This window comes from Lonepinella sp. MS14434 (assembly GCF_042468235.1).
GTDB lineage: Bacteria > Pseudomonadota > Gammaproteobacteria > Enterobacterales > Pasteurellaceae > Lonepinella.
Genome location: NZ_CP170386.1, coordinates 1,698,390 through 1,723,658 on the forward strand (window position 1 = coordinate 1,698,390; position 25,269 = coordinate 1,723,658).

30 protein-coding genes and 2 tRNA genes are annotated in these 25,269 nt (G+C 38.5%); 15 read left to right on the forward strand and 17 right to left on the reverse strand.

Annotation, left to right across the window (positions count from 1 at the left end):
• Positions 1-11: 11 nt before the first annotated feature.
• A complete protein-coding gene (locus O1Q79_RS08225; protein WP_386691611.1) occupies positions 12-326 on the forward strand; it encodes a DUF5389 family protein in 315 nt (104 codons plus the stop codon).
• Here O1Q79_RS08225 and glpE read toward each other — a convergent pair.
• Entirely contained in the window at positions 319-645 is a 327-nt protein-coding gene (gene glpE / locus O1Q79_RS08230) for a thiosulfate sulfurtransferase GlpE (RefSeq protein ID WP_132299874.1), read from the reverse strand. The genes O1Q79_RS08225 and glpE overlap by 8 nt on opposite strands.
• Positions 629-2,110: a DNA recombination protein RmuC gene (rmuC, locus tag O1Q79_RS08235; RefSeq protein WP_386691613.1), complete on the reverse strand. Its 1,482-nt coding sequence runs from the start codon at positions 2,108-2,110 to the stop codon at positions 629-631. Before rmuC ends, glpE begins: the two co-directional genes overlap by 17 nt.
• Positions 2,111-2,191: 81 nt before the next feature.
• Between rmuC and O1Q79_RS08240 the strand changes: the two genes are divergently transcribed.
• Positions 2,192-2,746: a topoisomerase DNA-binding C4 zinc finger domain-containing protein gene (locus O1Q79_RS08240; protein WP_386691615.1), complete on the forward strand. Its 555-nt coding sequence runs from the start codon at positions 2,192-2,194 to the stop codon at positions 2,744-2,746.
• 5 nt (positions 2,747-2,751) lie between these two features.
• Here the strand turns inward: O1Q79_RS08240 and O1Q79_RS08245 are convergent, their stop codons facing one another.
• From O1Q79_RS08245 to fkpA, 5 genes are all read right to left on the reverse strand, one after another.
• Positions 2,752-3,045 carry a DsrH/TusB family sulfur relay protein gene (locus O1Q79_RS08245; protein ID WP_386691617.1) on the reverse strand — a complete coding sequence of 98 codons (294 nt, stop codon included), beginning with the start codon at positions 3,043-3,045 and terminating at the stop codon, positions 2,752-2,754.
• Positions 3,046-3,065: 20 nt separating this feature from the next.
• Positions 3,066-3,425, reverse strand: a complete 360-nt coding sequence (tusC, locus tag O1Q79_RS08250; protein WP_386693376.1) for a sulfurtransferase complex subunit TusC — start codon at positions 3,423-3,425, stop codon at positions 3,066-3,068.
• Positions 3,425-3,778, reverse strand: a complete 354-nt coding sequence (gene tusD / locus O1Q79_RS08255) for a sulfurtransferase complex subunit TusD (protein WP_386691619.1) — start codon at positions 3,776-3,778, stop codon at positions 3,425-3,427. Before tusD ends, tusC begins: the two co-directional genes overlap by 1 nt.
• Before the next feature lies 1 nt (position 3,779).
• Positions 3,780-4,445 (reverse strand): transcriptional regulator, encoded by a 666-nt coding sequence (locus O1Q79_RS08260; RefSeq protein WP_386691621.1) that lies wholly within the window; start codon positions 4,443-4,445, stop codon positions 3,780-3,782.
• Positions 4,446-4,511: 66 nt separating this feature from the next.
• Entirely contained in the window at positions 4,512-5,282 is a 771-nt protein-coding gene (gene fkpA / locus O1Q79_RS08265) for an FKBP-type peptidyl-prolyl cis-trans isomerase (RefSeq protein ID WP_386691623.1), read from the reverse strand.
• A gap of 72 nt (positions 5,283-5,354) precedes the next feature.
• Here fkpA and O1Q79_RS08270 point away from each other — a divergent pair, with 72 nt between their 5' ends.
• Both O1Q79_RS08270 and O1Q79_RS08275 read left to right on the forward strand, forming a co-directional pair.
• The gene (locus tag O1Q79_RS08270; RefSeq protein WP_386691624.1) at positions 5,355-5,570 is read left to right on the forward strand and encodes a SlyX family protein; all 216 of its coding nucleotides are present in this window, start codon (positions 5,355-5,357) and stop codon (positions 5,568-5,570) included.
• Between the two features lie 81 nt (positions 5,571-5,651).
• Positions 5,652-5,873 carry a YdcH family protein gene (locus O1Q79_RS08275; RefSeq protein ID WP_386691626.1) on the forward strand — a complete coding sequence of 74 codons (222 nt, stop codon included), beginning with the start codon at positions 5,652-5,654 and terminating at the stop codon, positions 5,871-5,873.
• Between the two features lie 38 nt (positions 5,874-5,911).
• On the opposite strand, the gene asnC is transcribed toward O1Q79_RS08275, so the two are convergent.
• Positions 5,912-6,364 (reverse strand): transcriptional regulator AsnC, encoded by a 453-nt coding sequence (asnC, locus tag O1Q79_RS08280; protein WP_386691628.1) that lies wholly within the window; start codon positions 6,362-6,364, stop codon positions 5,912-5,914.
• Between the two features lie 178 nt (positions 6,365-6,542).
• On the opposite strand from asnC, the gene asnA reads away from it, so the two are divergent.
• From asnA to O1Q79_RS08295, 3 genes are all read left to right on the forward strand, one after another.
• On the forward strand, positions 6,543-7,535 hold the full coding sequence (asnA, locus tag O1Q79_RS08285) for an aspartate--ammonia ligase (protein ID WP_386691630.1): 993 nt from the start codon (positions 6,543-6,545) through the stop codon (positions 7,533-7,535).
• A 233-nt stretch (positions 7,536-7,768) separates the two neighbouring features.
• Positions 7,769-8,107 carry a P-II family nitrogen regulator gene (locus O1Q79_RS08290; protein ID WP_132299507.1) on the forward strand — a complete coding sequence of 113 codons (339 nt, stop codon included), beginning with the start codon at positions 7,769-7,771 and terminating at the stop codon, positions 8,105-8,107.
• 26 nt (positions 8,108-8,133) lie between these two features.
• Positions 8,134-9,432, forward strand: coding sequence for an ammonium transporter (locus tag O1Q79_RS08295; RefSeq protein ID WP_386691632.1), 1,299 nt, complete (start codon positions 8,134-8,136; stop codon positions 9,430-9,432).
• Positions 9,433-9,468: 36 nt separating this feature from the next.
• On the opposite strand, the gene hemN is transcribed toward O1Q79_RS08295, so the two are convergent.
• The 4 genes from hemN to corA form a co-directional block, all read right to left on the reverse strand.
• Positions 9,469-10,836 (reverse strand): oxygen-independent coproporphyrinogen III oxidase, encoded by a 1,368-nt coding sequence (hemN, locus tag O1Q79_RS08300; RefSeq protein ID WP_386691634.1) that lies wholly within the window; start codon positions 10,834-10,836, stop codon positions 9,469-9,471.
• Between the two features lie 2 nt (positions 10,837-10,838).
• Positions 10,839-11,267 carry a DUF2489 domain-containing protein gene (locus O1Q79_RS08305; protein ID WP_386691636.1) on the reverse strand — a complete coding sequence of 143 codons (429 nt, stop codon included), beginning with the start codon at positions 11,265-11,267 and terminating at the stop codon, positions 10,839-10,841.
• Positions 11,267-11,830 (reverse strand): Der GTPase-activating protein YihI, encoded by a 564-nt coding sequence (gene yihI, locus O1Q79_RS08310; RefSeq protein WP_386691638.1) that lies wholly within the window; start codon positions 11,828-11,830, stop codon positions 11,267-11,269. The genes O1Q79_RS08305 and yihI overlap by 1 nt, the downstream gene beginning before the upstream one ends.
• 93 nt (positions 11,831-11,923) lie before the next feature.
• Positions 11,924-12,874: a magnesium/cobalt transporter CorA gene (corA, locus tag O1Q79_RS08315; RefSeq protein WP_386691640.1), complete on the reverse strand. Its 951-nt coding sequence runs from the start codon at positions 12,872-12,874 to the stop codon at positions 11,924-11,926.
• Between the two features lie 400 nt (positions 12,875-13,274).
• Between corA and O1Q79_RS08320 the strand changes: the two genes are divergently transcribed.
• Entirely contained in the window at positions 13,275-14,225 is a 951-nt protein-coding gene (locus tag O1Q79_RS08320; protein WP_386691642.1) for a hypothetical protein, read from the forward strand.
• A gap of 50 nt (positions 14,226-14,275) precedes the next feature.
• On the opposite strand, the gene O1Q79_RS08325 is transcribed toward O1Q79_RS08320, so the two are convergent.
• The 3 genes from O1Q79_RS08325 to O1Q79_RS08335 form a co-directional block, all read right to left on the reverse strand.
• A complete protein-coding gene (locus O1Q79_RS08325; protein WP_386691644.1) occupies positions 14,276-14,614 on the reverse strand; it encodes a YggL family protein in 339 nt (112 codons plus the stop codon).
• A 35-nt stretch (positions 14,615-14,649) separates the two neighbouring features.
• Positions 14,650-15,408 carry a tRNA (guanosine(46)-N7)-methyltransferase TrmB gene (trmB, locus tag O1Q79_RS08330; RefSeq protein ID WP_386691646.1) on the reverse strand — a complete coding sequence of 253 codons (759 nt, stop codon included), beginning with the start codon at positions 15,406-15,408 and terminating at the stop codon, positions 14,650-14,652.
• 227 nt (positions 15,409-15,635) lie between these two features.
• Entirely contained in the window at positions 15,636-16,097 is a 462-nt protein-coding gene (locus O1Q79_RS08335) for an Lrp/AsnC family transcriptional regulator (RefSeq protein ID WP_386691648.1), read from the reverse strand.
• A gap of 181 nt (positions 16,098-16,278) precedes the next feature.
• On the opposite strand from O1Q79_RS08335, the gene O1Q79_RS08340 reads away from it, so the two are divergent.
• A complete protein-coding gene (locus O1Q79_RS08340) occupies positions 16,279-17,697 on the forward strand; it encodes a hypothetical protein (RefSeq protein ID WP_386691650.1) in 1,419 nt (472 codons plus the stop codon).
• Positions 17,698-17,734: 37 nt separating this feature from the next.
• Here O1Q79_RS08340 and O1Q79_RS08345 read toward each other — a convergent pair whose 3' ends face one another.
• Together O1Q79_RS08345 and O1Q79_RS08350 are read right to left on the reverse strand one after the other, a co-directional pair.
• Complete coding sequence (locus O1Q79_RS08345) at positions 17,735-18,916, reverse strand: MFS transporter (protein WP_386691652.1); 1,182 nt, start codon at positions 18,914-18,916, stop codon at positions 17,735-17,737.
• 127 nt (positions 18,917-19,043) lie between these two features.
• Positions 19,044-21,239, reverse strand: a complete 2,196-nt coding sequence (locus tag O1Q79_RS08350; RefSeq protein ID WP_386691654.1) for a TonB-dependent hemoglobin/transferrin/lactoferrin family receptor — start codon at positions 21,237-21,239, stop codon at positions 19,044-19,046.
• A 145-nt stretch (positions 21,240-21,384) separates the two neighbouring features.
• On the opposite strand from O1Q79_RS08350, the gene mutY reads away from it, so the two are divergent.
• From mutY to O1Q79_RS08380, 6 genes are all read left to right on the forward strand, one after another.
• Positions 21,385-22,500 carry an A/G-specific adenine glycosylase gene (mutY, locus tag O1Q79_RS08355; RefSeq protein ID WP_386691655.1) on the forward strand — a complete coding sequence of 372 codons (1,116 nt, stop codon included), beginning with the start codon at positions 21,385-21,387 and terminating at the stop codon, positions 22,498-22,500.
• Complete coding sequence (locus O1Q79_RS08360) at positions 22,500-22,772, forward strand: oxidative damage protection protein (RefSeq protein WP_386691656.1); 273 nt, start codon at positions 22,500-22,502, stop codon at positions 22,770-22,772. Before mutY ends, O1Q79_RS08360 begins: the two co-directional genes overlap by 1 nt.
• A gap of 10 nt (positions 22,773-22,782) precedes the next feature.
• Positions 22,783-23,862 carry a membrane-bound lytic murein transglycosylase MltC gene (gene mltC / locus O1Q79_RS08365; protein ID WP_386693377.1) on the forward strand — a complete coding sequence of 360 codons (1,080 nt, stop codon included), beginning with the start codon at positions 22,783-22,785 and terminating at the stop codon, positions 23,860-23,862.
• Positions 23,863-24,017: 155 nt separating this feature from the next.
• Positions 24,018-24,093, forward strand: a tRNA-Phe gene (locus tag O1Q79_RS08370).
• Between the two features lie 5 nt (positions 24,094-24,098).
• A tRNA-Asn gene (locus O1Q79_RS08375) sits at positions 24,099-24,174 on the forward strand.
• Between the two features lie 86 nt (positions 24,175-24,260).
• A complete protein-coding gene (locus tag O1Q79_RS08380) occupies positions 24,261-25,106 on the forward strand; it encodes a 23S rRNA (adenine(2030)-N(6))-methyltransferase RlmJ (protein WP_386691658.1) in 846 nt (281 codons plus the stop codon).
• Positions 25,107-25,269 lie beyond the last annotated feature (163 nt).

Consider the following 25,269-nt stretch of genomic DNA (forward strand, 5'->3'; position numbering starts at 1 on the left):
CGGAGATAAAAATGGAAAACAAAAGCTTGCCAGACGGGTTTAGTGGTTTTAGTTGGTTATTAGCTGGATTTTGCTTGCCAATATTGTTTTGGCCGTTAGCCTTACTGCTTTCTCCCGCTATTTTTGATAATCCAAACTTAGATTATTTCAACCGCACTTTTATTTCATTTTCCATGTGGCTTTATCCCTTTGTATTAGCTATTATGGCACGGATTTTATTTAAGCTAAACCAACGTAATCCCAATTTGGCGAAAAAAGCATTAATCGCAAGTGCGGTGATTTTTTGGTGTGTTGTTGGCTATGTGGTGATTGTGGGGTTTAACTAAACCCCTGTTCAATCGGTAATCCTGCTTTTTCCCATGCTTCAAAGCCACCAATAATACTATAAACCTGTTCATAGCCTTGCTCGATTAAATAGGTGGCGACACTGCGACTACTCACGCCGTGATAACAAACTAAAATCACGGGTTCATCGTAATCATATTCATTTTGGAAATCGCCATAGCTTTGATTCGTTAAATGAAATGCCTCGGGAATATGACTGTGGCTATAACGTTGCCAATCACGCACATCTAATAAGGCACAAGTTTGTGTTTGCAACATTTCCCATGCTTGTTGAGGGCTAATATCAATTATTTGTGTCATCTGCGTTTTCCTTTAAAATCAATAATTTTTCTGTTTCTATATCTTGATGTAATAATTCTACGTTCGGTAAAGTTTTAGTAACTTTGGCAGATAAATCCTTAAAGCGTTCCACTTTACCCACTAAACCTTGTTGCCCAACTAAAGCCGTCACGGTGTCATTATAGCGGGAACTTGCTGTGGCTAATGTTCCACCTAATCTTGCCAAACGTTCCGCTAATAAGCAAATTTGATTATAAATATCCCCTGCTTTTTCACTGATTTCTTTGGCTTCTGCGTTGCCTCGTTCTACTCGCCATAAATTCGCCACGGTGCGTAAAATTGGCATTAAGGTGGTATGTGACACCAAAATTACATTTTTCTGATAAGCAAAATTAAATAATTCCACATCCGCTTTCATGGCTTCAATATAAGCAGGTTCAACCGCAAAAAACATCAACACAAAATTCGGACTACGCATACCGATTAAATTGCTGTAATCTTTTTGGGATAAGTCATTGATATGGTTGCGGATCGCCTTAATATGTTCACGCATAAATTGACTGCGTTGTAGTTCATCTTCTGTATTCACCGCATTTTCATAAGCGACTAAGGACATTTTGCTATCAATGATTAAATGTTTGTTATCTGGCAAATGCACCACAAAATCAGGGTAATTATGGTTGCCTTGTTCATCTTTAAAATGGGCTTGAGCAGAGTAATGATCACCATTCACCAAGCCAGCTAATTGTAACGTCCGTTCTAACTGAATTTCCCCCCAGTTGCCTAAGGTTTTCTTTTCTCCTTTTAAAGCAGAAGTAAGATTATTCGCTTGTTGTGACATGGAAAGCCCAATTTCAAGCACTTTCTTTAGTTCTGATTCTAACAGAGTATTCCCTTTTACACTTTCAGAATGTACCTCATTCACCCGTTTTTGAAAGCTCTCAATTTGCTCACGGAACGGTTTTAATAAGCTATCTAATGCCTGTTGATTGGATTGGCTAAAAGATAGGGATTTTTCTTCTAAGATACGGTTTGCCAAATTTTGAAATTCGACACTTAATTGCTGACGGCTTTGCTGAAAGGTCTGTTGTTGCTCCGCTAAACTTTTTTCTTTTTCGGCTAAAGTAATTTTGGATCGAGACACTTCTTGTTGAAGTGCGGTTAAAATTTCACGAGTTTTGTCTAATTCTGTTGTGCGTTTAGTGATAATGCGATCTCGTTCAGCAATTTCCACATTTAAATATTCTTCTTTGGTTTGCAACTGCATAACAGCTAAATCTTGCTGATTTTTCACCGCACTTAGGTTGTCAAATTTATCCACTAATTGATTATAATCATTAATGTTTTTATTTAAATCCTGCTGTAATTCCACTACATCACGATTCCGCCGTGAGAGTACAAATAATAAGATTAAACATAAAACCAACAGACCCGCTCCGACCCCAAGTGCGGTTAAAAAATAGGGATGTTGTAATAATTCTTGCATGGCATAATCCTTCTTAAAACAGTGGCTAGTATAAACGAAAATGCGTAAAATCAGCATAATATTTTTTTAACAGGAATAATCATGACAGGCTCTTTTTTCCCACACCGCAAACAACCAGAAATCTGCCCTCAATGTGGTTCGCCGTTGCATATTCGGCAGGGTAAAAAAGGGCTGTTTTTAGGCTGTTCGGCTTATCCAGACTGTGATTACTTGAAACCTTTGCAGGCTCAATCTGAACATAAAATCTTAAAACAATTAACTGAAATTTGCCCCGAGTGTGGTTGTCCTTTGCAAGTGAAACAAGGTAGTTTCGGTATTTTTATTGGCTGTAGTGGTTATCCTGATTGTCATTTTATTGTGCAAGAAAAACAAGATGAGCCTGAACAATCTTTTGTTTGTCCTGAATGTGGCAAAGGTGAATTAGTTGCTCGGCGTGGGCGACAAGGTAAGACTTTTTATGCTTGTAATCAATTTCCCCATTGTAAATTTACCTTAGCCAGTCAACCTTATCAGGTCAGTTGTCCAAACTGCGGTACAAATGTTGCGAGTTTAAAAAAATCCAGCGAAACGCACCGCACTTTTGTGTGTGCTAATAGGCAGTGTAAGCATGTTTTTGATGTCAATATAGCGGATTAACTTGCTTACAAAGCAAGTTGCGGTGAATATTGTTCCGTTAGGCTGACAAATTGCACCATATTGATAGGTTGGAAATGATCCTGTAATAAACTCAAATTTGGGTGCTGTTGTAAATGCCGTGCGGTTAAATCCGCTTGCATGATGTAGCCATGTTGAACCTGTTGTAATAATTCGGCTTGTTTCACCATTAATAACACACTGTCGCCCCACAATACTACTGCATCTTGCTCGGTGAGTTGATCAAAATAGCGTTGTAATTCGGTTGTACTATATTGTGCGTGAGAAAAGGTATAAAGCATGTACATGTCCTAAAGATGACCTAAAAGGTTAATATTTTCTCCGCACTTTTTAGTGTTTTGATTAGTAAAGTGCGGTCTATTTTTTGGCAATTTATAATGAATTCAGCTTGATCTAAGCCGTATTGTTGCAAGGATTGTTGGCAGACAAAACGTTGTTCAATTTCGTATAAATCGAGTAATTTAAAGGCGTGAATAAAATCTTTCTGCAGAATTAATTCGGGTTGTTGATCGGTTAGCAGATTGAATACGCCATCATCTAGAAAAAATACCCCAATTTGGTCTTCTTCGCAAAAAGCAGAAGCGGCAAGTACAGCATCTAAACCTTCTCGGCTAATCGTATTGCCGTGGGGAGCAGTTTTAAAGACAAAAGCCAGTTTAATCATAGGGTTATCACTCGGTCGGCTTGCAACATGGCAGCACTAAACTCCCCCAGACCGGCTAACACAAAATGTGGGGCCAAGTTCTGTTCAATAATACCACGCCGTTGGCTAGCACTGATACATAAATGCAATGGGATTTGATGCTGTTGGCTTAACTGCTGCCAAGCTTTCTGTAGATGAAATTCATCATTGGCCGGGGATACACAAGCATTGCCATGGCTAACACCTTGTTGAAAAAAGAAGATCTGGCTAATTTGATGTCCTTTTTGCAACAAAGCGTTGGCGAATTGATAAGCAAAAAACGCTCCTTGTGAACCATAAACAGGGCTTTTGATGGCAAGTACATAACGCATTTTAGTCTTCGTTATCCTGTTTAATTTGACGAATATAGAGATAGACCGTATGGCGAGAAATATCTAAGCGTTCAGCCACTAAATTAATCGCATCTTTAATATCAAAAATACCTTTTTCATACAGAGAAACCACAATTTGACGATTCTTATTATTGTTCGCTACAAGTCTATCCGCACTGATTTCTTCGATAGTTTTTTCCACAGTTTGTACCACTAAATCTTCCACTGAACTGGCAAAATTGACAGACGAGGTTTCATCGTGTTCAGGCGTTGGCATTAAAGTTTGTAGAAACTGTGAAACCGGCACATCTAAATTAATATTAATACACAATAAACCGATAATGCGTTGATTTTTATTACGAATGGCAATGGTCACCGATTTCATTAACCCGCTACTTTTGGCTTTGGTAAAATAAGGTTTAGACACACTTTCATTCTTCATACTATGCAGAGATTGTAAGGCACGATCGGTCATAGGTGAACCTACTTGACGGTTGGTATTGTGTCCATTAGCAATATAAATGGCAGAATGCTCAAAATCTTCTAAAGAGTGCAGCACAATTTCACAATGGCTTCCGATTAATGCACTCACACCTTCTACTACGGCTTTGTAGGACGTCAAAATCGTCCGATCTTCATCGGTGAAAGGGTGTTTCTCATTTAGCATGGGTGATTTCTCAAATAAATCACCGCACTTTTGTCTTTACTAACAAAAGTGCGGTGAGAATTTTAGTTATTTCGCTGAGTTAGCCGGTGTTACATCCAACACTTCAAGTTCAAAATAAAGGGTCGAATTAGCTGGGATTTGTCCCATATCTTGTTCGCCATAAGCCAACGCCGGTGGCACCACTAATTCAATTTTTCCGCCTTTTTTGATCAGTTGTAAACCTTCAACCCAACCGGGGATTAATTGATTTAATACAAATTCAGCTGGTTCTCCACGTTCTACCGAACTATCAAATACGGTACCATTGGTTAATTTTCCAGTGTAATGAACTTTGATCGTATCTTCTGGTTTAATCGTTTCACCTTCGCCGGCTTGTTCGATGTGATAAATCAAACCAGATTGGGTTTCTTGTACGCCTTCTTTTTTCTTAAAATCAGCAATAAATTTTTCGCCGTCTTCTTGCGCTTTTTTTGCTTGTTCAGCGGCTTTCTTTTGCGATTCTGCTTTTAATTTTTCATCTAGCGCTTTTAAAGTATTGACGAGTTCCGGATTATTTAAATCCACTTTACCGTTTAAGGTATCTTTTAAACCGGATAATAATTTGTTTTGATCGTATGTTATGAGATCTTTTTGAGCCTCAATCACACCCTTAAGATCGGTACCAAATAATACACCTACGGCATAAGAATTATCTTTCACATCACCGCTTTCAGCTTGAGTTTGTGCCGGTTTTGCGGCATCTGTGGATGCAGCGGTTTGCTTTTCATTACAAGCAGTGGTGACTACGGTCGCACCAATTAATAATGCAAGCATAGAAATTTTTTTGATTTTTAGCATGTGCTATCCTTTTATAGGTTAAAATAACGAGATTAGATTATAGTGCTTATGACATTTTGTCAAATAAAGAGAATGGATATGCAAATAGAAAAACGAATTGAAGAATTAGAAATGAAATTGACCTTTCAAGATAATTTATTAGATGAGTTAAATCAGGCTTTGGTTGAACAACAATTTATGATCGATAAAATGCAAATACAATTACGTTATTTAGCGAATAAACTAAAAGATATGCAACCTTCAAGTCTGGCAACCAGCGCAGAAGAAACACCACCACCGCATTATTGATTATGTGATCTTGCTCACGGTTTTTAATTTTCTTTTCAATTACAATAGAGTTAATGATGACAAACCATTAAGGAGAAAATTATGTTTCCGGAATTTCGTGATTTAATTACCAAACTAAAAACTGAAGATGCTCACTTTGCTCGTTTATTTGATGAGCATAATGTGTTGGATCAACGAATAAAAAATATTGAGAGCAATATTGAACTGGCAACCCCTACCGAAGTGGAAGATTTGAAAAAAGCCAAATTACGTTTAAAAGATGAAATGTACGCAATTTTAAAAAAGGCAAGTGAATCATGTTAAGCAAAATAGTGCGGTGTTTTTCACCGCACTATTTTGTATTAAGGTCTAATATCTCTTAAAATCGGATTTTGCATTGAAATTAAGGTTTCGGTGGATTGGATTTCATCAATTAATTGAATCTTCGTGGCAAGCACTTGATGTAATTCGGCAATAGTATGGGTCATTACTTTGATAAAAATAGAGTAATTACCCGTAGTGTAATAAGCTTCGACCACTTCATCAAAACCCTCTAATTTATGGATAACTTTATCATAATCTTTGGCAGATTTTAGGATAATTCCGATAAAACAACATACGTCGTAACCTAATTTACGCTCATCAATGCGGACTTTCGTTCCCTCAATAATGCCAGATTGACGCATTTTTTCTACTCGAACATGAATGGTACCGGGGCTCACCCCAAATTTTTTTGCCATTTCAGCATAAGGTGTACGTGCATCTTTAGTTAAAACACGCAAAATTTGTTGATCTAGTTGGTCGATGGATTGCATAGCCTGTTCCTTATTAGATTTTTTCTAAAAAAATGTATATAAAACTGAATGTTTTAAGCATTATACATAAAAATAGCAGAAATGTATTGAAATTTATGCTTACTATATTAAATAATATGCAACAAGCGTTACGCAATAAGCGAAACACTAATTAACAACAATAAAAAGGTATTTAACAATGAAAAAATCATTTATTTTACAGCAACAAGAAATTAGCTTTGCCAAAAACACATTTACCGAAAAATTAGCTGAACATTTAGGTTTGGTTGAAGTTCAAGGACCGATATTAAGCCAAGTCGGTAATGGTATTCAAGATAATTTATCTGGAAAAGAAAAAGCCGTTCAAGTAAATGTAAAAATGATTGAAGGGGCCTCTTTTGAAGTGGTGCATTCTCTTGCCAAGTGGAAACGTCATACCTTAGCTCGCTTCGGGTTTGCAGAAGGTGAGGGGTTGTTTGTGCATATGAAAGCATTACGTCCAGATGAAGATAGTTTAGATCAAACTCACTCAGTTTATGTCGATCAATGGGACTGGGAAAAAGTGATTCCGGCCGGTCGTCGTAATTTAGATTTCTTGAAAGAAACAGTACGTTCAATTTATGCAGCTATTTTAGAAACTGAGAAAGCAGTAGATGAAAAATATGGCTTAAAATCGTTTTTACCAAAAGAAATTACATTTGTTCATTCTGATGACTTAGTTAAAAAATATCCGGGGATGACAGATAAACAACGTGAAAATGAAATTTGTAAGAAATATGGTGCCGTGTTTTTAATCGGTATCGGGGGGGAATTATCTGACGGTAAACCACATGATGTACGTGCTCCGGACTATGATGACTGGACAACTGTTTCAGAAGGTGAATACAAAGGGTTAAACGGCGATATTTTAGTATGGAATCCAGTATTGGAACGTGCATTTGAAATTTCTTCCATGGGTATTCGTGTTGATGAAATAGCGTTGCGTAAACAATTAGCCATTACAGATGATGAAGGACGTTTAAAATTTGATTGGCATCAAGATTTAATTAATGGGCGCATGCCGTTATCTATCGGTGGTGGTATCGGTCAATCTCGTTTAGTGATGTTATTGTTACAAAAACACCATATTGGTGAAGTACAGTCTAGTGTATGGCCAAAAGATGTATTAGCTGAATTTAAAAATATTCTTTAATACTAGAGCTTATCAATGAATAACGATAATTTTAATTTGAATTAAGACTCCCGCTAAGGTCTGTTCCTTAGCGGTGGTCACCGCAAGGGAACAGATTTATCTCCAAAGATCTTTTCTTTTCCGATATCTGTTTTCCTTAATCACCTTAGTTATGCTTGTTAACTAACAACCTACTAGGGATAGGTATTTTTTACCTAAAATTTACCTTTATTTTTATCCACAGGAGAAAGCAAATGAAACAAATTACAGCAATTATTCAACCTTTTCGTTTAGATGATGTGCGAGATGCGTTAAGTGATATTGGCATTCAAGGTATGACCGTGCTTGAAGTGAAAGGTGTCGGTCGTCAGAAAGGGCATACGGAACTGTACCGTGGAGCAGAATACATGATTGATTTTTTGCCTAAGATTCAGATAGATATTGTGATTACGGATGATATGGTAGAACAGGTTATTGACGCCATTTGTTCGGCAGCGCAATCAGGTAAAATTGGTGATGGCAAGATTTTTGTTAAGCCAGTAGAACGGGTTATTCGTATTCGTACGGGTGAAATTGACGAAAGTGCGGTGTAAATTTTTTATTTTTCGGAGAACAAATTATGATGAAATGGTTATTAATCGTTGGGGTTTTTATTTCCCCAGTCATGGCAATGGCGAGCACAGAAGAATGGCTAAGACCACTTTCTGAGCTAGATTCTGGCGATACGACTTGGGTAATGGTATCGGCAATTTTGGTACTATTTATGACCTTACCGGGGCTTGCTTTATTTTATGCCGGTATGGTTCGTAAGAAAAATGTTTTGGCAACCATGATGCAGAGTTTAGCGGTGGCTTGTCTGATTGGGGTAATTTGGTTTAGCTTTGGTTATAGCCTGGCTTTTACTGAAAATACTGGTTTTTTAGGGGGAACGGATCGTTTCTTTTTACAAGGCTTAGCGTTGTTCAGTGAGAAAGAGTTAGGCACAATTTATCCCAGTGCCGGCACAATTCCAGAAGCGGTATTTATGATTTTCCAAATGGCATTTGCGATTATTGCTGGGGCAATTATTACCGGAGCATTTGCAGAACGAATGAAATTCTCTGCCTTGCTATTGTTCGTTGGATTCTGGTCGTTATTTATTTATGTACCAACCGCACATTGGGTATGGGGACCTGACGGTTGGTTGGCATCTGATGGCGTATTAGATTATGCCGGTGGTACAGTGATTCATATCAACGCAGGTGTGGCAGGCTTAGTGGCATCTATTATGATTGGCAAACGTGTTGGCTATGGGCGTGAAGTCATGGCACCGCACAACCTTGTTTTAACCTTGATTGGGATGGCAATGTTGTGGGTCGGTTGGTTTGGTTTTAACGCTGGGTCTGCCTTGGCAGCGGATGCGAGAGCAGGTATGGCATTAGCCACCACACAAGTAGCAACGATTGGTGCAGCATTAACATGGATTTTAGTTGAAGTCGCTTTGAAACATAAACCATCGGCATTAGGTTTGGCTTCCGGTGCCATTGCCGGGTTAGTTGGCATTACCCCTGCGGCTGGTTTTGTTTCAATCCAAAGTGCCTTATTTATCGGCATTATTACCAGTGCAATTTGTTATTTTGCGGCGACCAAATTAAAATATTGGTTGGGTTATGATGATACCTTAGATGCTTTCGGTATTCATGGTGTGGGTGGTATTGTCGGTGCAATCTTAACGGGAGTGTTTGTCTCTACCGATATTTCAGGTACAGATACCACCTTATGGTTACAAATTGAAAGCGTATTGATTACGGTGGCTTATAGTGCAGTAGGGAGTTTTATTATTCTAAAAATCATTGATAAGACGATTGGCTTGCGTGTTGATTATGATGATGAACGCAAAGGGCTAGACTTGGTGTTACATGGGGAACGTATTGAGTAATAGGAAAGTGCGGTGGAAATCACCGTACTTTTGCACCTAAATAATTCTTGAAAACTGTTGTCTTCTTGCTTGCTGGCGTGAATAAGTATCAAAGCACAAGCAAATATTACGAATTAACAAGCGACCAGTGGAAGATACCTGAATACTGCTTTCGCTAACTTGCACTAAACCATCTTTTACGAGTGGAGTCAGTAATGCTAAATCTTCCGCAAAATGGGTATTAAAATCAATTTGGTATTGTTTCTCAATGTTGGCAAAATCTAATTTAAAATTACAAATTAACGCCTTAATGACATCACGGCGTAAGCAATCTTCTTGGCTCAACACCAAGCCTTTATGTAAGGCAATACCTGTGCTATCTACGTCTGTATAATAACGTTTGATTTCTTTTTGGTTTTGGGCGTAAGTATCGCCTAACAAACTGATTGCCGATACGCCTAAGCCGAGCAAATCACATTCTTCTTGGGTGGTATAGCCTTGGAAATTGCGGTGTAAAATACCTTTATTTTGTGCAATCGCCAACTCATCATCAGGTTTAGCAAAATGATCCATGCCGATAAATTTGTAACCTGCGTTACCTAAGGTTTCTATGGTTTTTTGTAAAATCGTGAGTTTAGTTTCTGGGGTTGGCAACTGGTGATCTTTAATTTTTGCCTGACCAGCAAAACGAGCGGGTAAGTGAGCGTAATTAAATACACTTAAACGATCAGGATCAAGCTCTATGACTTTTTGCAAAGTAAACATAAAACTTTCTACGCTTTGCAATGGCAAACCATAGATTAAATCTAGGTTAGTCGATTGAAAACCGAGTTCTTTGGCACGCATAAGTAAGGCTTGAATGAACGCTTCATCTTGCTCACGATTCACCGCTTTTTGGACCTCTTTATTAAAATCTTGCACGCCCATACTAATGCGGTTAAAGCCGATTTTGCGTAAATGAGCCAACATGGAAAGTTCAATCTCACGTGGATCCATTTCAATAGAAATTTCGGCATTATCGGCGATCTTGAAGTGATCGGTGAGCATTTGCATTAAACGTGCAGATTGTTGTTCACTCAAATAAGTTGGTGTGCCACCACCCCAGTGAATTTGTGTCACAAGACGGTGTTGGAATAATGTCGCACGGGTTTTAATTTCCTGTTCTACATAATCCAAATAAATATCGGCTTTGTGTTGGTGACGAGTGATGACCTTATTACAACCGCAGAAATAGCAAAGTTTATGGCAAAAAGGAATATGTACATACAATGAAAGGGGGCGTTCAGGATAACGTGCTGCTGCCACCTTGAAATCATCGTTAGTATAGCTTTCATTAAATTCTAAAGCCGTTGGGTAGGAAGTATAACGTGGTCCAGAATGGTTATATTTTTGGATAAGATTGTGATCCCAAGTAATTTCACTCATGGCTATTTAATATCTTCAAGTAATTGTTGAATTTCAAGTTTAATGTGTTGTTCCAGCTCACTTTCTTTGCTTTCTCGGTGTAGATCTAATCGCATTCGTTCATTTTTCTTCAGTGCTTTACGAGCCTCGTGGGTTGGCATATCTTGTACGATTTCATACAGTTGCCACATAGCGGAATAATCCCCAAGGCGTTTTTGTCCTAAGGGATCAAGCAACATCTTAAGTCGAATAACCCCTTCGGAATGGTTACAATCACCAACTAGCATGGCTTTGGCAATAATCGTTACACTTTCCTTAATGCGGTTCATGCGAGCCAGTTTAGCTTGTGTGAATAAACGCTTTTGTTTGCGTAATTGGATTAATAAATAAATGGCATAACCTGTCATCGCAAGTAGAATGAGAGTGCCTAGAATAAGTAAAATCGTTGTCATTATTTAAACTGGTTAATATCAATTTTCTCGAAAGTGCGGTATAAATCATCTTCACTTTCATCTTCATCATCAATGCCGAGTTCGTCCATTAATTGAGCAATACGATCTAGACATTCGTCCACGAATTTTTGATCTTCGGCATTTAGCACTTTCCCCGCATCTAATTGATCTAACAGATCATTTAAGCATTCATTATTTTCTAACTGGGTTAGCTCTAACATCGGATCAAGTGCAGTGGATTTTGGTTCAGTTTTGACTGCTGGCATAACTTTACCTTGCTCTGGTTTATTGACAAATTCCACGATCAATGGCACTTTTTTACGGCTACCGATACGTGGATCTTTATGTTCCGTGCTTTGAGCTTGCTTGACATTATCCGTCACACTATGGCGAGAGCCTGTCGCCAATCCCTTATGTTTACGTTTTCTTTTTTCTTCTCGTGCTTTTGCATCTAGCTCATAACGTGATAGTTTCTTACCAAACAGCGGTTTTTCTGGTTTTTTATCAGATTTACGAATCGGCATAGCGTCCGTGATTCGACGACTTTTCTTTTCTCTTGACATAATTTTTTCTTAATAAAATAAAATTTACATGATTGTAACATAAAAAGCGAACGGGCGTTAAAAAACGCCCGAAAACAACCGCACTTTTATGAATTATAGCCAACCTTTGCGTTTGAAGTAAAAATATGGACAAATTGCGGCGAGCAACATCATGCCTAATGCCATGGCATAACCATATTCAAAATGCAATTCTGGCATAATCTCAAAGTTCATGCCGTAATTGGATGCCACTAAGGTTGGCGGCAAGAAAATTACGGAAATCACTGAGAAGATTTTAATGATTTTGTTTTGTTCAATATTGATATAACCCATGGCTGCCTGCATCAAAAAGTTGACTTTCTGGAACAACGCTTCATTATGCGGTTGCAAGGATTCAATATCTCGTAAGATCTCTCTCGCTTGTTCAAGCTGATTGGCTGGTAAACGGGTTTTACGCACTAAAAAACTTAAGGCTCGCTGTGTATCCATTAAGCAAAGGCGCACTTTTGAACTACTGTCTTCTTGTTCGGTTAAGGTGGCTAAGGCTTCGTTAAAGGCTTCACCTTGTTTACCATCTAAAATAATTCGGCTCAATTTTTCGAGTTCTGCATAGACGGTCTCAATGACATCAGCTAATTGTTCGATTTTAGTTTCTAATAAATCTAACAACACTTCATAGGCATTGCATTCTTCTAAACGTTGATAGCGAGAACGCATGCGATATAAGCGGAAAGCAGGCAATTCGCGATTACGTAAGGTAAAAAGACGTCCGTCACGCAAGGTAAAAGCGACAGATGCGAGATCGGCATAATCATTTTCGTCTTCACAATAAAAGAAAGAGTGCAAGTGTAAGCCGTCTTCATCTTCGAAAAAACGAGCGGATGCCTCAATATCTTCTAATTCAAGAAAACTCGCGAGATTTTGGTCTAAACTGTCTTGTAAGGTCTCTCGCTCTTCTAAGCTTGGCTCAATTAAGTCAATCCAAATGGCATTGTTTAAAGCCACGTTATCTTCATCTTCTAAACGTGCAAGGTGAGCATTTTCAAGTGAAAAAGCATTAATCATGTTGTCATACTCCTGTGAGAGATGAACAAACGCAATGAACAAAACTGATTTTTCAACCTAATGATACCCAAAGTACGGTTGAAAAAAAGCATAATAAAGATACCAAAATGGTGGAAAACTTATCCACGACCTTGTCGCCGATAAGCCCAAAGAAAGGGGAAAGGCGACACTAAATGAAAATATAAAGTCGGTATCGACTGTGACTGTCCAAAGTGTGTTGCTCCAAAGTAATAAAATCGGGGCGAATATTACTCCTGAAAGTGTCTTTCGTCAAGGTTTAAAGCGTAAATATCATTTACAAATTAGACAGGCAGGGATGATTTTTTCTGAGTAAAATTTGCATTCATCACATAATGGCTTTAATATGGGATTGTTGATCAATACTTTATGGAAGAATATTATGACAAAAAAAGTGTATTATTTTACTCCCTTAGTGTTATTCAGCTTGACTTATAACGCTTGGGCGCAAGAAAGTAACGAAAATTGGGTTGATAGCTCACATAAAAGTATTAGACAAACTTTAAAGGAATGGTCTAATGATATTGATGGTTGGTTTGGTGAAACCGATCCCAATGATCCTTCTAGTGCCACCTTGCGTATCATGTTGGATAATCGTTGGAATCGTTATGATCATTATACGATTAAACCGAGAATTCGAGGCAAAATTAAATTACCTACTTTAAAACGCAGATGGAGTTTGGTATTTGGTGATGAATCTATTGAGAATACAATGGACGATCCCGTTAATCCTAGCCGTAAAGATCCACTACAAACCAAAAAATTAGATCGAAAAAGTAGCCGTAATGATAATGCATCTGTAGCGTTACGTTGGTCAAATGATCTTAAACGTTTGGGTATTGATACCGATCTCGATCTTGGTATTCGTCATGGCGCTGATATTTTTGTGCGTGCAAAAGCGGGTAAAAACTGGCAATGGACAGAATCTGTCGATTCAAGATTGGAACAGATTTATCGTTACGGTGCCAACAGTAAACATTTCTTACGTACCAATTTTGATGTTAAACATTATGAAAGTGATCAGGTTAGCAATATTAGTAGCCTTTACCTTGAATACACGCACGATAATGATGAAGAGACCAATTGGGGAAATAGTATATATCGCCAACACCGTTTTAGTGGTAATCGGGAACTTAATTATGGTATTTTTACTGGTGGTCCGATAAAACACAAAAAAGCGGATTTAACAGTATATGGTCCTTTTATTAGCTGGCGTCAGCCTATTTTAAGAAAATGGCTTTTTATCAAACCTGAAGTGCAATACTATAATGATCGCAAGGAAGATCGTACGCATTTTATTAATCTGTTTTTACGTGTTGAAGCGGTATTTTAAAAGAAATACAAAAATAGGGCTAGTTAGCCCTATTTCTTGTTGTTAGATGACTATTTAGTCGGGTATTCCCACCAAATATCAAATAATTCACTGATTTCTACTTGTTGTAATCCATTGCTTTCTAACCAGTTTCTCACTAAAGTGCGGTGATTTTCATCACATTTTCCGATTTTTTCTAAGCATACCAGCCCTTCCCAATGTAAATAGCCACTGCCTTCATAAGCTAAACCATTTGGTTGGATAACTTCACGAATAAAGCGATCAACGATTTCATCTACTTTCTCAATAGCCGTATCTTCGGCGAATTGCCAATTAACTAAAAAGCCTAATTCTTGGAATTCTGCTAAGTGCATTTTTTTACGCTGACGAGCGTTACGTTGAATAGCCATATTTTTCTCCTATGCTATTAGAGCCTTGTTAGCTCTTATTCTTTAATAAAATATAAGTCCCAAACGCTGTGACCTAATTTGTGACCACGTTGTTCGAATTTGGTTAAGGGACGGAAATCGGGGCGTTCAATATAATCACCCGTTGATGAAACATTACGAATTCCCACCACACTTTGCATAGATTGTAACACATCTAGCATCTGTTCGGCATAATTTTGCCAGTCGGTAGCAAAATGAATAAAACCACCCTTATGTAATTTGGTTGCTACGGTTGCCACAAAAGCGGGTTGAACAATACGACGTTTATGGTGTTTCGCCTTTTGCCAAGGATCGGGGAAAAATAACTGTAATCCTCCAAGTGACTTTTCGGCAATGCAATCACGTAAAATTTCCGTAGCGTCATGACACATGACACGTAAATTTTTCACGCTTTTTTCTAAAGCATAAGCCAAACAAGCGCCTACACCGGGAGTGTGAACTTCAATGCCGAGATAATTTTTATCGGGATTTTGAGCGGCCATTTCCACTAAGGATTTTCCCATACCAAAACCTATTTCTAATACCACAGGCTGGCTATTGCCATAAATCTTAGTGAAATCAAAGGGTTCATTTTGATAATCCAAACCATAACTTGCCCAATTATCATTCATTATTTGGCGTTGATATTCGCTCAACCGCCCTGTACGTAACACAAAGCTCCGCACTTTACGTTTATAACGTCCATCTTCGGTAAATTCGGCAGTTTCCACGGTTTTGCGTTTTTGATCGGCAAGGGTATTTTTTTGTTGTTCCATTCTTTTTTCATTGCTCGTAAAATTTGGCGGTCATTATACGGATTTCAAAGTGCGGTGTAAATTTAAGAAAAATCAAATCAGAGTCTATTTAGATAGACACTTAAGGACAAGTCCTATGGGTGATTTATGCAACAAATGTATCCAAAAAGTGCCTAATTTAGCAAAGAAAAGTGCGGTGATTTTTCAGCGTGTTTTTTCAAGTAGCCTAAAAACTTTCTGAAATACGATCATAACACCACTTCTAATCCTTGTTTGACATTATGCATTGATACCATGGTACGGAAACGTTGTACATTACCAGATTGAAAAAATAACCGTTGTGTCAGTTCTTCATATTCCGCCATATCACAGACATTCATTATTAACACAAAATCAAACTCGCCAGTTACGTAATAAATCTGCTGAATTTGAGGACAGGTGGCAAATACCTTTTTCGCTTCATTAATCCGTGTCAATCGTTCATCTGATAACGATACTTCTACAATCAAAGTAATGGGACGACCAACTTTTACAGAGTCAACAAGCGTAACACTATTTTTAATTACACCTGTTTTTTCCATTGAGGCAATACGGCGATTAATAGCAGATGCCGATAGATTAACCTGTTGTGCTAACTCACGTTGCGAAATGCGATTGTCTTGTTGCAACAGGGAAAGGATTTTTTTATCAAAAGTATCTAGTGTGGGCATGATTATTCCTAGATGATGCAATTTTGTTGCAATTATATTTGATAATAGGGTTGAAATCACATATTTCCTTGCAATATTCACGTAAATTACAGCAAGCATTGTCGTTAAAATATCCTTTTGTTGATGTTAATAAGCACTATTTGGTGTTTTGTGTTATTACAATCATGATAAGGGAGAATAATTGATGGTTTTATTGCATATTTCGCCAATTTTGTTGGTGGTTTTATTGATTATTGTAGGTAAGTTTCTGCCGTTGTATGCCGCGATAGCTGGCGTGTTGTCAGTGTTGTTACTGTGGTTTTTGGGCGTGGCTGATACAGTGTCTGTGCAGACGGCTTTAGCAGCGAGTGTAGATACAGGTGTGTTATTTTTGGCAACAGCTTCAGTGATTGTGTCAGGTTTGGCATTTGTACTCGTTTCTGAAACTATTGGATCGCCACAGGCTTTGCGTGATTGGGTGCAAGACTTGCAATGGGGAAGACCAGCACAAGTACTGTTTATTGTACTGGGATTAATGCCCTTATTGGAATCAATGACAGGGTTTGGCGTATCACTGATTGTTACTGTACCACTGCTCGTAAGTTTGTTTGATAAGGAAAAAGCGTTGCGTATTGCCCTAGCAGGTATGGCGATTATGCCATGGGGAACGCTGGGGCTGGCAACACAAATAGGAGCGACTTTAGCAAATTTACCTTCATCTCAATTAGGAATGGCTTCATCTGTTATCAGTTCACCTGTGTTTTTTGTTCTGACAGCTGTGGCACTTTATATCGCTGATGTTCGCACAGTAAGGGCTTGGGCTGGATTAGTGGTATTGTGGCTACTATTTATTGGTGTGTTAGTAACAGCAAATATTTATTGGGGCGTGGAAATTGCAGGGGTTTGTGCAGGGACATCAGTATTGTTGTGTGCAGCAGTGTTTACTCTAATACAACGTCCACACCCACAAGTCATGCCCTCTGGCAAGGTTTTTCCCTATATCATCTTGCCGATTATGGTATTACTGGTTAAAGCACTAAAACAACTTACTGAAAACGGCGGTTGGGTGTTGTATGGTCATGCGGTACAATGGCAGATGGTGACATCGCCAGCTATTCCTTTGTTTCTAACTTTAGTCATCATGCTGTTTGTTGTACGTTGCCAAAATTCATGGCAAAGTTTGCTACATTCACTCGTATTGCGGGCATGGCGACCATTGTTGACGATTTTTTTCTTTCTGTTATTGTCACAATTAATGATGAAAGCAGGTTTTCTAATGTCAGTACAGGCTTTTTTGCGACAATTACCCATTACCTTTCTACCAGTGCTAGTAGCAACCTTTGCAGTGTTTGGTGGCTATATTACAGGTTCGGCAGTGGGTGCAAATGCGTTGCTGATGCCTGTAATTGGTACATTAGCCACGAGTAGCTACTGGCTTGCTGCAGTGCAAAACAGTGCGGCTGCACATGGTGCATTGGGTTCGTTGTCCATTTTATCACTTATGGTGGGGCTTTCTGCAGCTAATCGCCATGAAGAAGCAAGATTGGTTCGTTATGCTTTCACTTTAGTGCTACTGAATATGGTACTAACAGGTATGATGGGGACATTGCTGGCAAGGTAATCATACGGATTTAAAGCGGTACAAATTTTCTTGGTTTTTATTCAGCGACAGGCTTGGCTACTTTAATCCCCAAAAACACGATATTCAACGCGACAATTTGTAATAACACCACGGTAAATACCACACCTGACCAACCGAAATAGGTGTAACTTATTCCACAAACCCAAGCACCGAGACTACCACCGGCATAATAACTCATATAATAAAGTCCAGACGCCAGTGAACGTCCTTGACTAACATGTTGCGAGATATGGCTAATAGTGGTGGCTTGGCTAATAAACACGCCGGATGACATAATAATCAAGCCCACAATAATTAGCCATAACGGCGAACACAGGGTAATCAATGCCCCGATGATGGAACTCATAATAGCGAGCAATAAACTGTTGGCAATCCCGATTTTGTGAATCAGTTTCGCCGTCAATGGTGTAATCAGCATACCGATCAGATAAACCGTAAAAATATTCGCCAGATTAGCTGAACTGAGATAGTAAGGGTCATTAGCCAAATGCAGATTAATGAAAGTAAAAATACTCACCAGACTAAACAATACACAAGCCCCTAGCGCACAAGAGGTTAACACATGGGGATTTTGAATATGTTGCTGAAGAATATACAGCGAAGATCGAAAATTTCCGCTCATCACAAAATTTTTCGATGCAGGCAACACCAACGCCGCCCATATTACCCCGATTAACATTAAACCTGCGAAAATTAAATAACCCTCTTGCCAACCCACTAAACTATGTAAATAGCCGATCAAAAATCGCCCCGAAAATCCTCCCAGAACGGTTCCTGATACATATAAAGACAACATTGATGCTAATCGGTCGGGAAATTCTTCGCTGATATAAGCGATGGTAACTACCGTAATCCCCGGCACGAATAAGCCTTGTAAAAACCGCCATAATTTAATCTGTTGAATAGTTTCACTCATGCTAAGTAATGCAGTGGGAAGTACGATGAATAACATACAAATTACGATTAGACTTTTTCGCCCCACGGCATCCGAGAACATCCCCATAAAGGGCGACATGATAGCAACAGCCATCACCGTCACACCAACAGTTAACCCTGCTTGTACTTTGGTGGCGGAAAAATGTTCCATTAATACTGGTAAAATAGCCTGTATAGAATAGACTTGCAAAAAAGCAAATCCACCGATCATCATAATGGTGAGTTTTAATAAAAAACTGGGAGATTGCGTTTTTTTAATCATAATAACAAACTATTTTGCTAATAATTATGGCTATTCTAACAGATTTAATGAGATGAATTATAGAATGGGTAATAAAAATCGACTTAAAGATGGTTTTAATATACTTTAAGTCGATGTTGTGGATTAATTAAAATTCATATCGGAGATTGATACTATAATTACGTCCCGGTGCGCTATAAGCATCTGCATTCGCTTGTGAAATTGCTACCGAGCTATCACTATTGGCTGTCATATTCGTACCACGGCTATTCCCCGCAAAATAAGAAATATCCGCCCAATTCCAGTATTTTTTATCAAAGGCATTATTTAAGCTTGCACTTAAGGTGAGATCTTTGATTGGACGAATGTATAATCCGAAATCTACAACATTATAGGATGTGCTTGGATTGTACATTGAGCCGTAAATATCTTTATCCGCTTTTGCTCGTACATGCGTGATAGTGCCACTGGCTCCCCAAAATTCATTTTCATAACTCAAACCGGCTTTCAATTTTAGCGGTTGAATGGTACTAATTGGATTTTTCTCGCCACTTTCATTATCTTTCATCTTACCTTTGCTATAAGCTAAACCACCAGTGAAATAGAAATCATCATAGAAATTCCATTTCCCTTCGGCATCTACCCCATAGATTCTAGCTTTGGCAATATTTTGATATTGATAAGCATAGTTGGCTAATCCCGTATTAGCTAGATAACGGTAATCAATAAAGTTTTTATAAAAGTTGTAGAAACCACTGACACGATAGTTAAAGCGTTCATTGTTACCTTTGAAACCCGCTTCAAAGTTATTCGCCGTTTCTGGTTTAAGATTTTGATTCCCTACAATCGCATAGCCATATTGTTGGCGGCCATAGGATGTGGTAAGTTGTTGTGCTGATGGTGCTTTAAAACCACGAGAATATTGGACGTACGGTACAAATTCATTAGCGACTTGATAAGCCAAGGTCATTTTTGGTAAAAAAGCGGTTTTATGTTGTTTTTGTACGCCTGAATTCGGTATATATTGGGTAACCCAGTCATTATAGCCATCAGCATTTGGATTTAAACGGTAATGTACTAAGCCTAATTGCGGGGTAACTAGCAAATCGCCAAATTGTAATTCATCTTCTACATAAGCATGCAAACGGAATTGTTTAGTGTCTGCGGAAGATTGTGAAAGACTCGTATCCGAAGTGGTATCAATATCATTGGTGAGATCATGATAGCTCGTGCTTAAGCCATAACGTAATACTTGCGGAATGGAACTATTAATAAATTGTGTCGCTTGAGTCGATAATCCGTATAACTTTTCTTTATTGTCCATGTTATCTATACGCTCTGTCACCGTAGAGTTACCTGATACTGTTCTGGTTTGATGGCGAACGCGGTAATTTTCCGTGTCTGATTGTTGGAAATAAAGTTTGCTATCGACTTTAATATCGTTACCGGTGTAATTATGTGTCAGTGCTAAACGAGTACGTGTTACTTGATCATTGCTATGACTACTATCAGTGGATGTGGTGACAAAAGGCGTAACGCTGGTTAAAATATCGGAAAGGTTATCGGTGTTAGTCCGTCTATGCACATATTCCACCGCTAAGCCGATACGATTTTGCTCATTGACTTGGTAATAATTTTTTACTAACACCGCACCATTTTTGTAATCCGCCGGGTTTGCTTCTGTACGCGTTGAACCGGTACCCGAATTATCGCCATTGGTTTTGGTTTCATGACCTTTACGTTGTGTACCAACCACTAAACCTTGATAATCACCATGTTGTAATGCGACACCCAAAGTGCCAACAAGTGAAGTATCAACACTTTGATAACCGGTGGAGAATAATCCACCGAACGCACGATTTTTCAATAAATCTTGTGGTTCAAGGGTTTGGAAATCAATTGCACCGGAAAGCCCTGATGCAGAACCAGAACGATCAACTCTGGCAGAACGCAATAAACTGGGTTCGACAAAATCACCGCGTCCAAAAGCACCGGCAATGGTGGTAAACAATTTGTTTTCTTGACTTTCTGGTAAAGGGATACCATCAACACTGGTGGCAACACGGTTTCCTTGCAAGCCACGGATATTCACACCATCATTTCCACCACGTGTACGTTGTAATTCGTTGACATTGACATCAATAGTATTTTCTAACATTTGTTTAATATCAGCCGGATTGGTTCTGGTGATTTGATTGGGCGTAATTGTCGTGGTTAAATCACTCGCTTCTTGTTCAACGACTTTGATTTCTTGCAGATTTTCATTAGATTTAGCGGTGTTGGCAACGGCATATTGATTAGCTAAGGCTAACACAATAGCACTTGCTAAAAGTGATTTTTTCATGAGCTTTCCTTATGAATTAAAATATTAAAATAAAAATCGTTTGTATTATTAAAGATTGCCAGAAAAATGTAAATAATAATTTCACATTTCTATTACATTATCGCTGTGTTAAAATTTTCTTTTTTTCACCGCACTTTTACACTATATGACCGCACAATCTTGCTCAAGCGCCCCTTTTGCTCAGGCTGTACTTCACTGGTACGACCAATTTGGGCGTAAGCATTTGCCGTGGCAGCAGGATAAAACCCTGTATGCGGTGTGGTTGTCGGAAGTGATGTTACAACAAACGCAGGTGGCAACGGTAATCCCTTATTTTGAGCGGTTTATTAAAACTTTTCCAAATATCACCGCACTTGCTAATGCTCCCCTTGATGAAGTGTTGCATTTGTGGACTGGTTTAGGTTATTACGCTCGAGCCAGAAATTTATATAAAGCGGCTCAACAAATTCGAGATCAACTCGACGGTGAGTTTCCCACTAAATTTGAACAAGTATTAGCATTATCTGGAGTAGGCAGAAGCACGGCTGGTGCCATTTTATCTTCGGTATTAAATCAACCTTATGCCATTTTAGATGGCAATGTAAAACGTGTTTTATCGCGTTATTTTCTGGTGGATGGTTGGACTGGCGATAAGAAAGTAGAAAATAAACTCTGGGCATTAAGTGAACAAGTCACCCCACAAGATCGAGTGGCGGATTTTAATCAGGCGATGATGGATATTGGGGCAATGGTTTGTTCGCGTTCAAAACCGAAGTGTGATTTGTGTCCAATTAGTCAAAAGTGCGGTGCAAATTTAACAAATTGTTGGATGGATTACCCAAATAAAAAAACCAAAAAGACCTTACCAGCACGCACAAGTTATTTTTTAATTTTGAGCTGTCAAGGCAAAGTCGCATTAGAACAACGTGAGCATTCTGGCTTGTGGGGCGGGCTGTATTGTTTTCCACAATTTCCAACCAAAACAGAATTGTTACAATATTTAGCTACACAAGGTATTCACCAATATCAAGAATGGACGGCATTTCGACATACTTTTAGTCATTTTCATTTAGATATTTATCCAATTTATGCGGAACTTCATGGCAAAAAATGTGACGAAGATTGCACAGATTGGAAAAAAATTGCAGAAAAGCCAGCAGAATATCAATTTACTGTATCACCAAGTAACAAATATTGGTATGATCCAGCTAACCCAGATCAAATTGGACTCGCTACGCCAGTCAAGAATTTATTAACAGAATTTTATAAGAGAAAATTATAATGGCAAGAACCGTATTTTGTGCTTATTTAAAGCAACAGGCAGAAGGATTAGACTTTCAGCTTTATCCAGGCGAATTAGGTAAGCGTATTTTCGATAATATCAGTAAACAGGCTTGGGGCGAATGGATGAAAAAGCAAACCATGCTAGTTAATGAAAAAAAATTAAATATGATGAACCCTGAGCATCGTCAGTTATTAGAGCAAGAAATGGTGAATTTTTTGTTTGAAGGAAAAGAGGTGCATATTGAAGGTTATGTTCCACAATCAAAATAAAATAAATATGATGAAGATTTCTTTAAAAAAATTAGCCGTGTTGGCGATTATTCCTTTTTTGTATGCTTGTTCATCAAATCAAGATCGTAATTATGATAATGCCTTTGCTAAGGATACGCATGGTTTAGATTTACTTACTGGGCAATTTTCACAGAATATTGACCAGATCTGGGGCGTAAATGAGCTGTTAGTGGCGAGTCGTAAAGACTATGTAAAATATACTGATAGTTATTATACCCGTAGCCATATTAGCTTTGAGGAAGGTCAAATTAATATTGAAACCTTAGCGGACGTGAATCGTTTACATAGTGCTATTGTGCATACTTTATTAATGGGGTCTGATGCAAAAGGGATTGATTTATTTGCTTCGGGTGATGTACCTATCAGTACTCGTCCATTCTTAGTTGGTCAGGTTGTCAATAACTTTGGTCAACCTATTAGAGATCTTAATACAGCGAATAATTTTGCCAGCTATTTAATTCAAAATAGATTACAAAAACGAACATTAAGCAATGGGCGATCTGTGCAGTTTGTTAGTATTCAAATGATTGCGAATCACGTTAATGTGCGTGCTAGAGCATATTTGCCATTTGTACGTAAATCATCTCGTCAATATGGTATTGATGAGAGTTTGATTTTAGGCATTATGCAAACTGAATCAAGTTTCAACCCTTATGCGATTAGTTATGCAAATGCGTTAGGATTAATGCAGGTTGTGCCACATAGTGCGGGTCGAGATGTATTTAAAATGAAAGGACTTTCAGGTCAACCAAGTAAGAGTTATTTATTTGATCCAGCTAAAAATGTGGACGCTGGTGTATCTTATTTATGGTTGTTAAAAAATGATTATTTAGCAGGTATCGAAAATCCAACCTCTATGCGTTATGCCATGATTTCAGCGTATAACAGTGGTGCTGGTGCGGTATTACGTGTATTTAGTTATGATAGAGATGAAGCGATTTATCAAATTAATCGTATGCAGCCAGAACAGGTGTATCGTATTTTAACCACGGCTCATCCGTCATCACAGGCTCGTAATTATTTGCTGAAAGTGGATAAGGCTCAACAGAGTTATCGCAGAGTGAGATAAGATCAGTCCCGTACGTACAAGTGCGGGGCGTTTTGAGGATTTTTTGCATATTAAACAAGCAAACAGACAAATTTCAGATTTTTTTGTAAAATAACTGTTGACCGAAAGGCGTAAATACGGTTTAATACGCCCCGTGTTGACGCAGTAAGCGTTACGCCTCGATAGCTCAGTCGGTAGAGCAGGGGATTGAAAATCCCCGTGTCGGTGGTTCGATTCCGCCTCGAGGCACCATCTTTTCCTCCTTAGTTCAGTCGGTAGAACGGTGGACTGTTAATCCATATGTCGCAGGTTCGAGTCCCGCAGGAGGAGCCATATTCTAAAGCCCTGATGATTGTAAAAAGTCATCAGGGTTTTCTCTTATTTAGAGAAAGTTAAAATCAAAGTAAAAAGGGTATCCCATGTTAAGTTACCGCCATAGTTTCCACGCTGGCAATCACGCCGATGTACTTAAGCATATTGTGCAAATGTTGATCATTGAAAATCTGCAACAAAAAGACAAAGGTTTTTATTATTTAGACACGCACGCAGGTGTGGGGAAATACCGTTTATTCAGTGAAGAAGCAGAAAAAACAGCCGAATATCTTGAGGGTATTGCACGTCTTTGGGAACAAAAAGATTTGCCTGAAGAAATTCAACGCTATGTGAATCTGATTAAAAAGCTCAATTATGGTGGCAAAGAATTACGCTATTACGCAGGTTCACCGTTTATTGCTGCGTTAATGTTGCGAGAACAAGATCGGGCATTATTCACCGAATTACACCCTGCTGATTATCCGTTATTGCGTAATACGTTTAAAGAATACGACAATATTACCACCAAGCGAGATAACGGTTTTCAACAGCTTAAAGCCACGCTTCCCCCAAAAGAACGCCGTGGTTTAGTATTAATCGATCCACCTTATGAATTGAAAGAAGATTATGATCTGGTCGTGCAAGCCGTTGTGGAGGGTTATAAACGTTTTGCCACAGGTATTTATGCCATTTGGTATCCCGTGGTGTTACGCCAACAAACGAAACGAATCATCAAAGGGTTAGAAGCCACAGGGATTCGCAAAATTCTGCAAATTGAACTGGCAGTTCGCCCTGATAGCGATCAGCGTGGTATGACTGCCAGTGGCATGATTGTGATTAATCCACCATGGCAATTAGAAAGCCAAATGAAACAGCTTTTACCTTATTTAGTCAAGACCTTAGTGCCTGAAAATACGGGCAGTTGGAAAGTCAGTTGGATTATACCTGAATAGCCAATTTGTTCCTATTGGTTAAAGTGTGGTGGGAAATATTGAAATTTTTCACCGCACTTTTTACTCCAAATCCCCCTTAATACACCATAAAAATGTGATCTTGATCACATTTTAAATGCTATCTATAAAATCAATCGTATTAATTTACCTTTTACCCCGAAAA

Excerpts from the sequence above, each read along its gene's own strand:
- mltC (WP_386693377.1), top strand. The coding sequence starts at position 22,783 with ATGAAGATTTCTTTAAAAAAATTAGCCGTGTTGGCGATTATTCCTTTT.
- corA (WP_386691640.1), bottom strand. The coding sequence starts at position 12,874 with ATGATTAATGCTTTTTCACTTGAAAATGCTCACCTTGCACGTTTAGAA.
- O1Q79_RS08350 (WP_386691654.1), bottom strand. The coding sequence starts at position 21,239 with ATGAAAAAATCACTTTTAGCAAGTGCTATTGTGTTAGCCTTAGCTAAT.
- glpE (WP_132299874.1), bottom strand. The coding sequence starts at position 645 with ATGACACAAATAATTGATATTAGCCCTCAACAAGCATGGGAAATGTTG.
- O1Q79_RS08270 (WP_386691624.1), top strand. The coding sequence starts at position 5,355 with ATGGATATGCAAATAGAAAAACGAATTGAAGAATTAGAAATGAAATTG.
- O1Q79_RS08225 (WP_386691611.1), top strand. The coding sequence starts at position 12 with ATGGAAAACAAAAGCTTGCCAGACGGGTTTAGTGGTTTTAGTTGGTTA.
- O1Q79_RS08275 (WP_386691626.1), top strand. The coding sequence starts at position 5,652 with ATGTTTCCGGAATTTCGTGATTTAATTACCAAACTAAAAACTGAAGAT.
- yihI (WP_386691638.1), bottom strand. The coding sequence starts at position 11,830 with ATGTCAAGAGAAAAGAAAAGTCGTCGAATCACGGACGCTATGCCGATT.
- O1Q79_RS08295 (WP_386691632.1), top strand. The coding sequence starts at position 8,134 with ATGATGAAATGGTTATTAATCGTTGGGGTTTTTATTTCCCCAGTCATG.
- O1Q79_RS08360 (WP_386691656.1), top strand. The coding sequence starts at position 22,500 with ATGGCAAGAACCGTATTTTGTGCTTATTTAAAGCAACAGGCAGAAGGA.
- tusD (WP_386691619.1), bottom strand. The coding sequence starts at position 3,778 with ATGCGTTATGTACTTGCCATCAAAAGCCCTGTTTATGGTTCACAAGGA.
- O1Q79_RS08320 (WP_386691642.1), top strand. The coding sequence starts at position 13,275 with ATGACAAAAAAAGTGTATTATTTTACTCCCTTAGTGTTATTCAGCTTG.
- O1Q79_RS08380 (WP_386691658.1), top strand. The coding sequence starts at position 24,261 with ATGTTAAGTTACCGCCATAGTTTCCACGCTGGCAATCACGCCGATGTA.
- O1Q79_RS08260 (WP_386691621.1), bottom strand. The coding sequence starts at position 4,445 with ATGCTAAATGAGAAACACCCTTTCACCGATGAAGATCGGACGATTTTG.
- O1Q79_RS08325 (WP_386691644.1), bottom strand. The coding sequence starts at position 14,614 with ATGGCTATTCAACGTAACGCTCGTCAGCGTAAAAAAATGCACTTAGCA.
- O1Q79_RS08305 (WP_386691636.1), bottom strand. The coding sequence starts at position 11,267 with ATGACAACGATTTTACTTATTCTAGGCACTCTCATTCTACTTGCGATG.
- rmuC (WP_386691613.1), bottom strand. The coding sequence starts at position 2,110 with ATGCAAGAATTATTACAACATCCCTATTTTTTAACCGCACTTGGGGTC.
- asnC (WP_386691628.1), bottom strand. The coding sequence starts at position 6,364 with ATGCAATCCATCGACCAACTAGATCAACAAATTTTGCGTGTTTTAACT.
- asnA (WP_386691630.1), top strand. The coding sequence starts at position 6,543 with ATGAAAAAATCATTTATTTTACAGCAACAAGAAATTAGCTTTGCCAAA.
- trmB (WP_386691646.1), bottom strand. The coding sequence starts at position 15,408 with ATGGAACAACAAAAAAATACCCTTGCCGATCAAAAACGCAAAACCGTG.
- O1Q79_RS08290 (WP_132299507.1), top strand. The coding sequence starts at position 7,769 with ATGAAACAAATTACAGCAATTATTCAACCTTTTCGTTTAGATGATGTG.
- O1Q79_RS08335 (WP_386691648.1), bottom strand. The coding sequence starts at position 16,097 with ATGCCCACACTAGATACTTTTGATAAAAAAATCCTTTCCCTGTTGCAA.
- O1Q79_RS08345 (WP_386691652.1), bottom strand. The coding sequence starts at position 18,916 with ATGATTAAAAAAACGCAATCTCCCAGTTTTTTATTAAAACTCACCATT.
- O1Q79_RS08240 (WP_386691615.1), top strand. The coding sequence starts at position 2,192 with ATGACAGGCTCTTTTTTCCCACACCGCAAACAACCAGAAATCTGCCCT.
- O1Q79_RS08245 (WP_386691617.1), bottom strand. The coding sequence starts at position 3,045 with ATGCTTTATACCTTTTCTCACGCACAATATAGTACAACCGAATTACAA.
- hemN (WP_386691634.1), bottom strand. The coding sequence starts at position 10,836 with ATGAGTGAAATTACTTGGGATCACAATCTTATCCAAAAATATAACCAT.
- mutY (WP_386691655.1), top strand. The coding sequence starts at position 21,385 with ATGACCGCACAATCTTGCTCAAGCGCCCCTTTTGCTCAGGCTGTACTT.
- fkpA (WP_386691623.1), bottom strand. The coding sequence starts at position 5,282 with ATGCTAAAAATCAAAAAAATTTCTATGCTTGCATTATTAATTGGTGCG.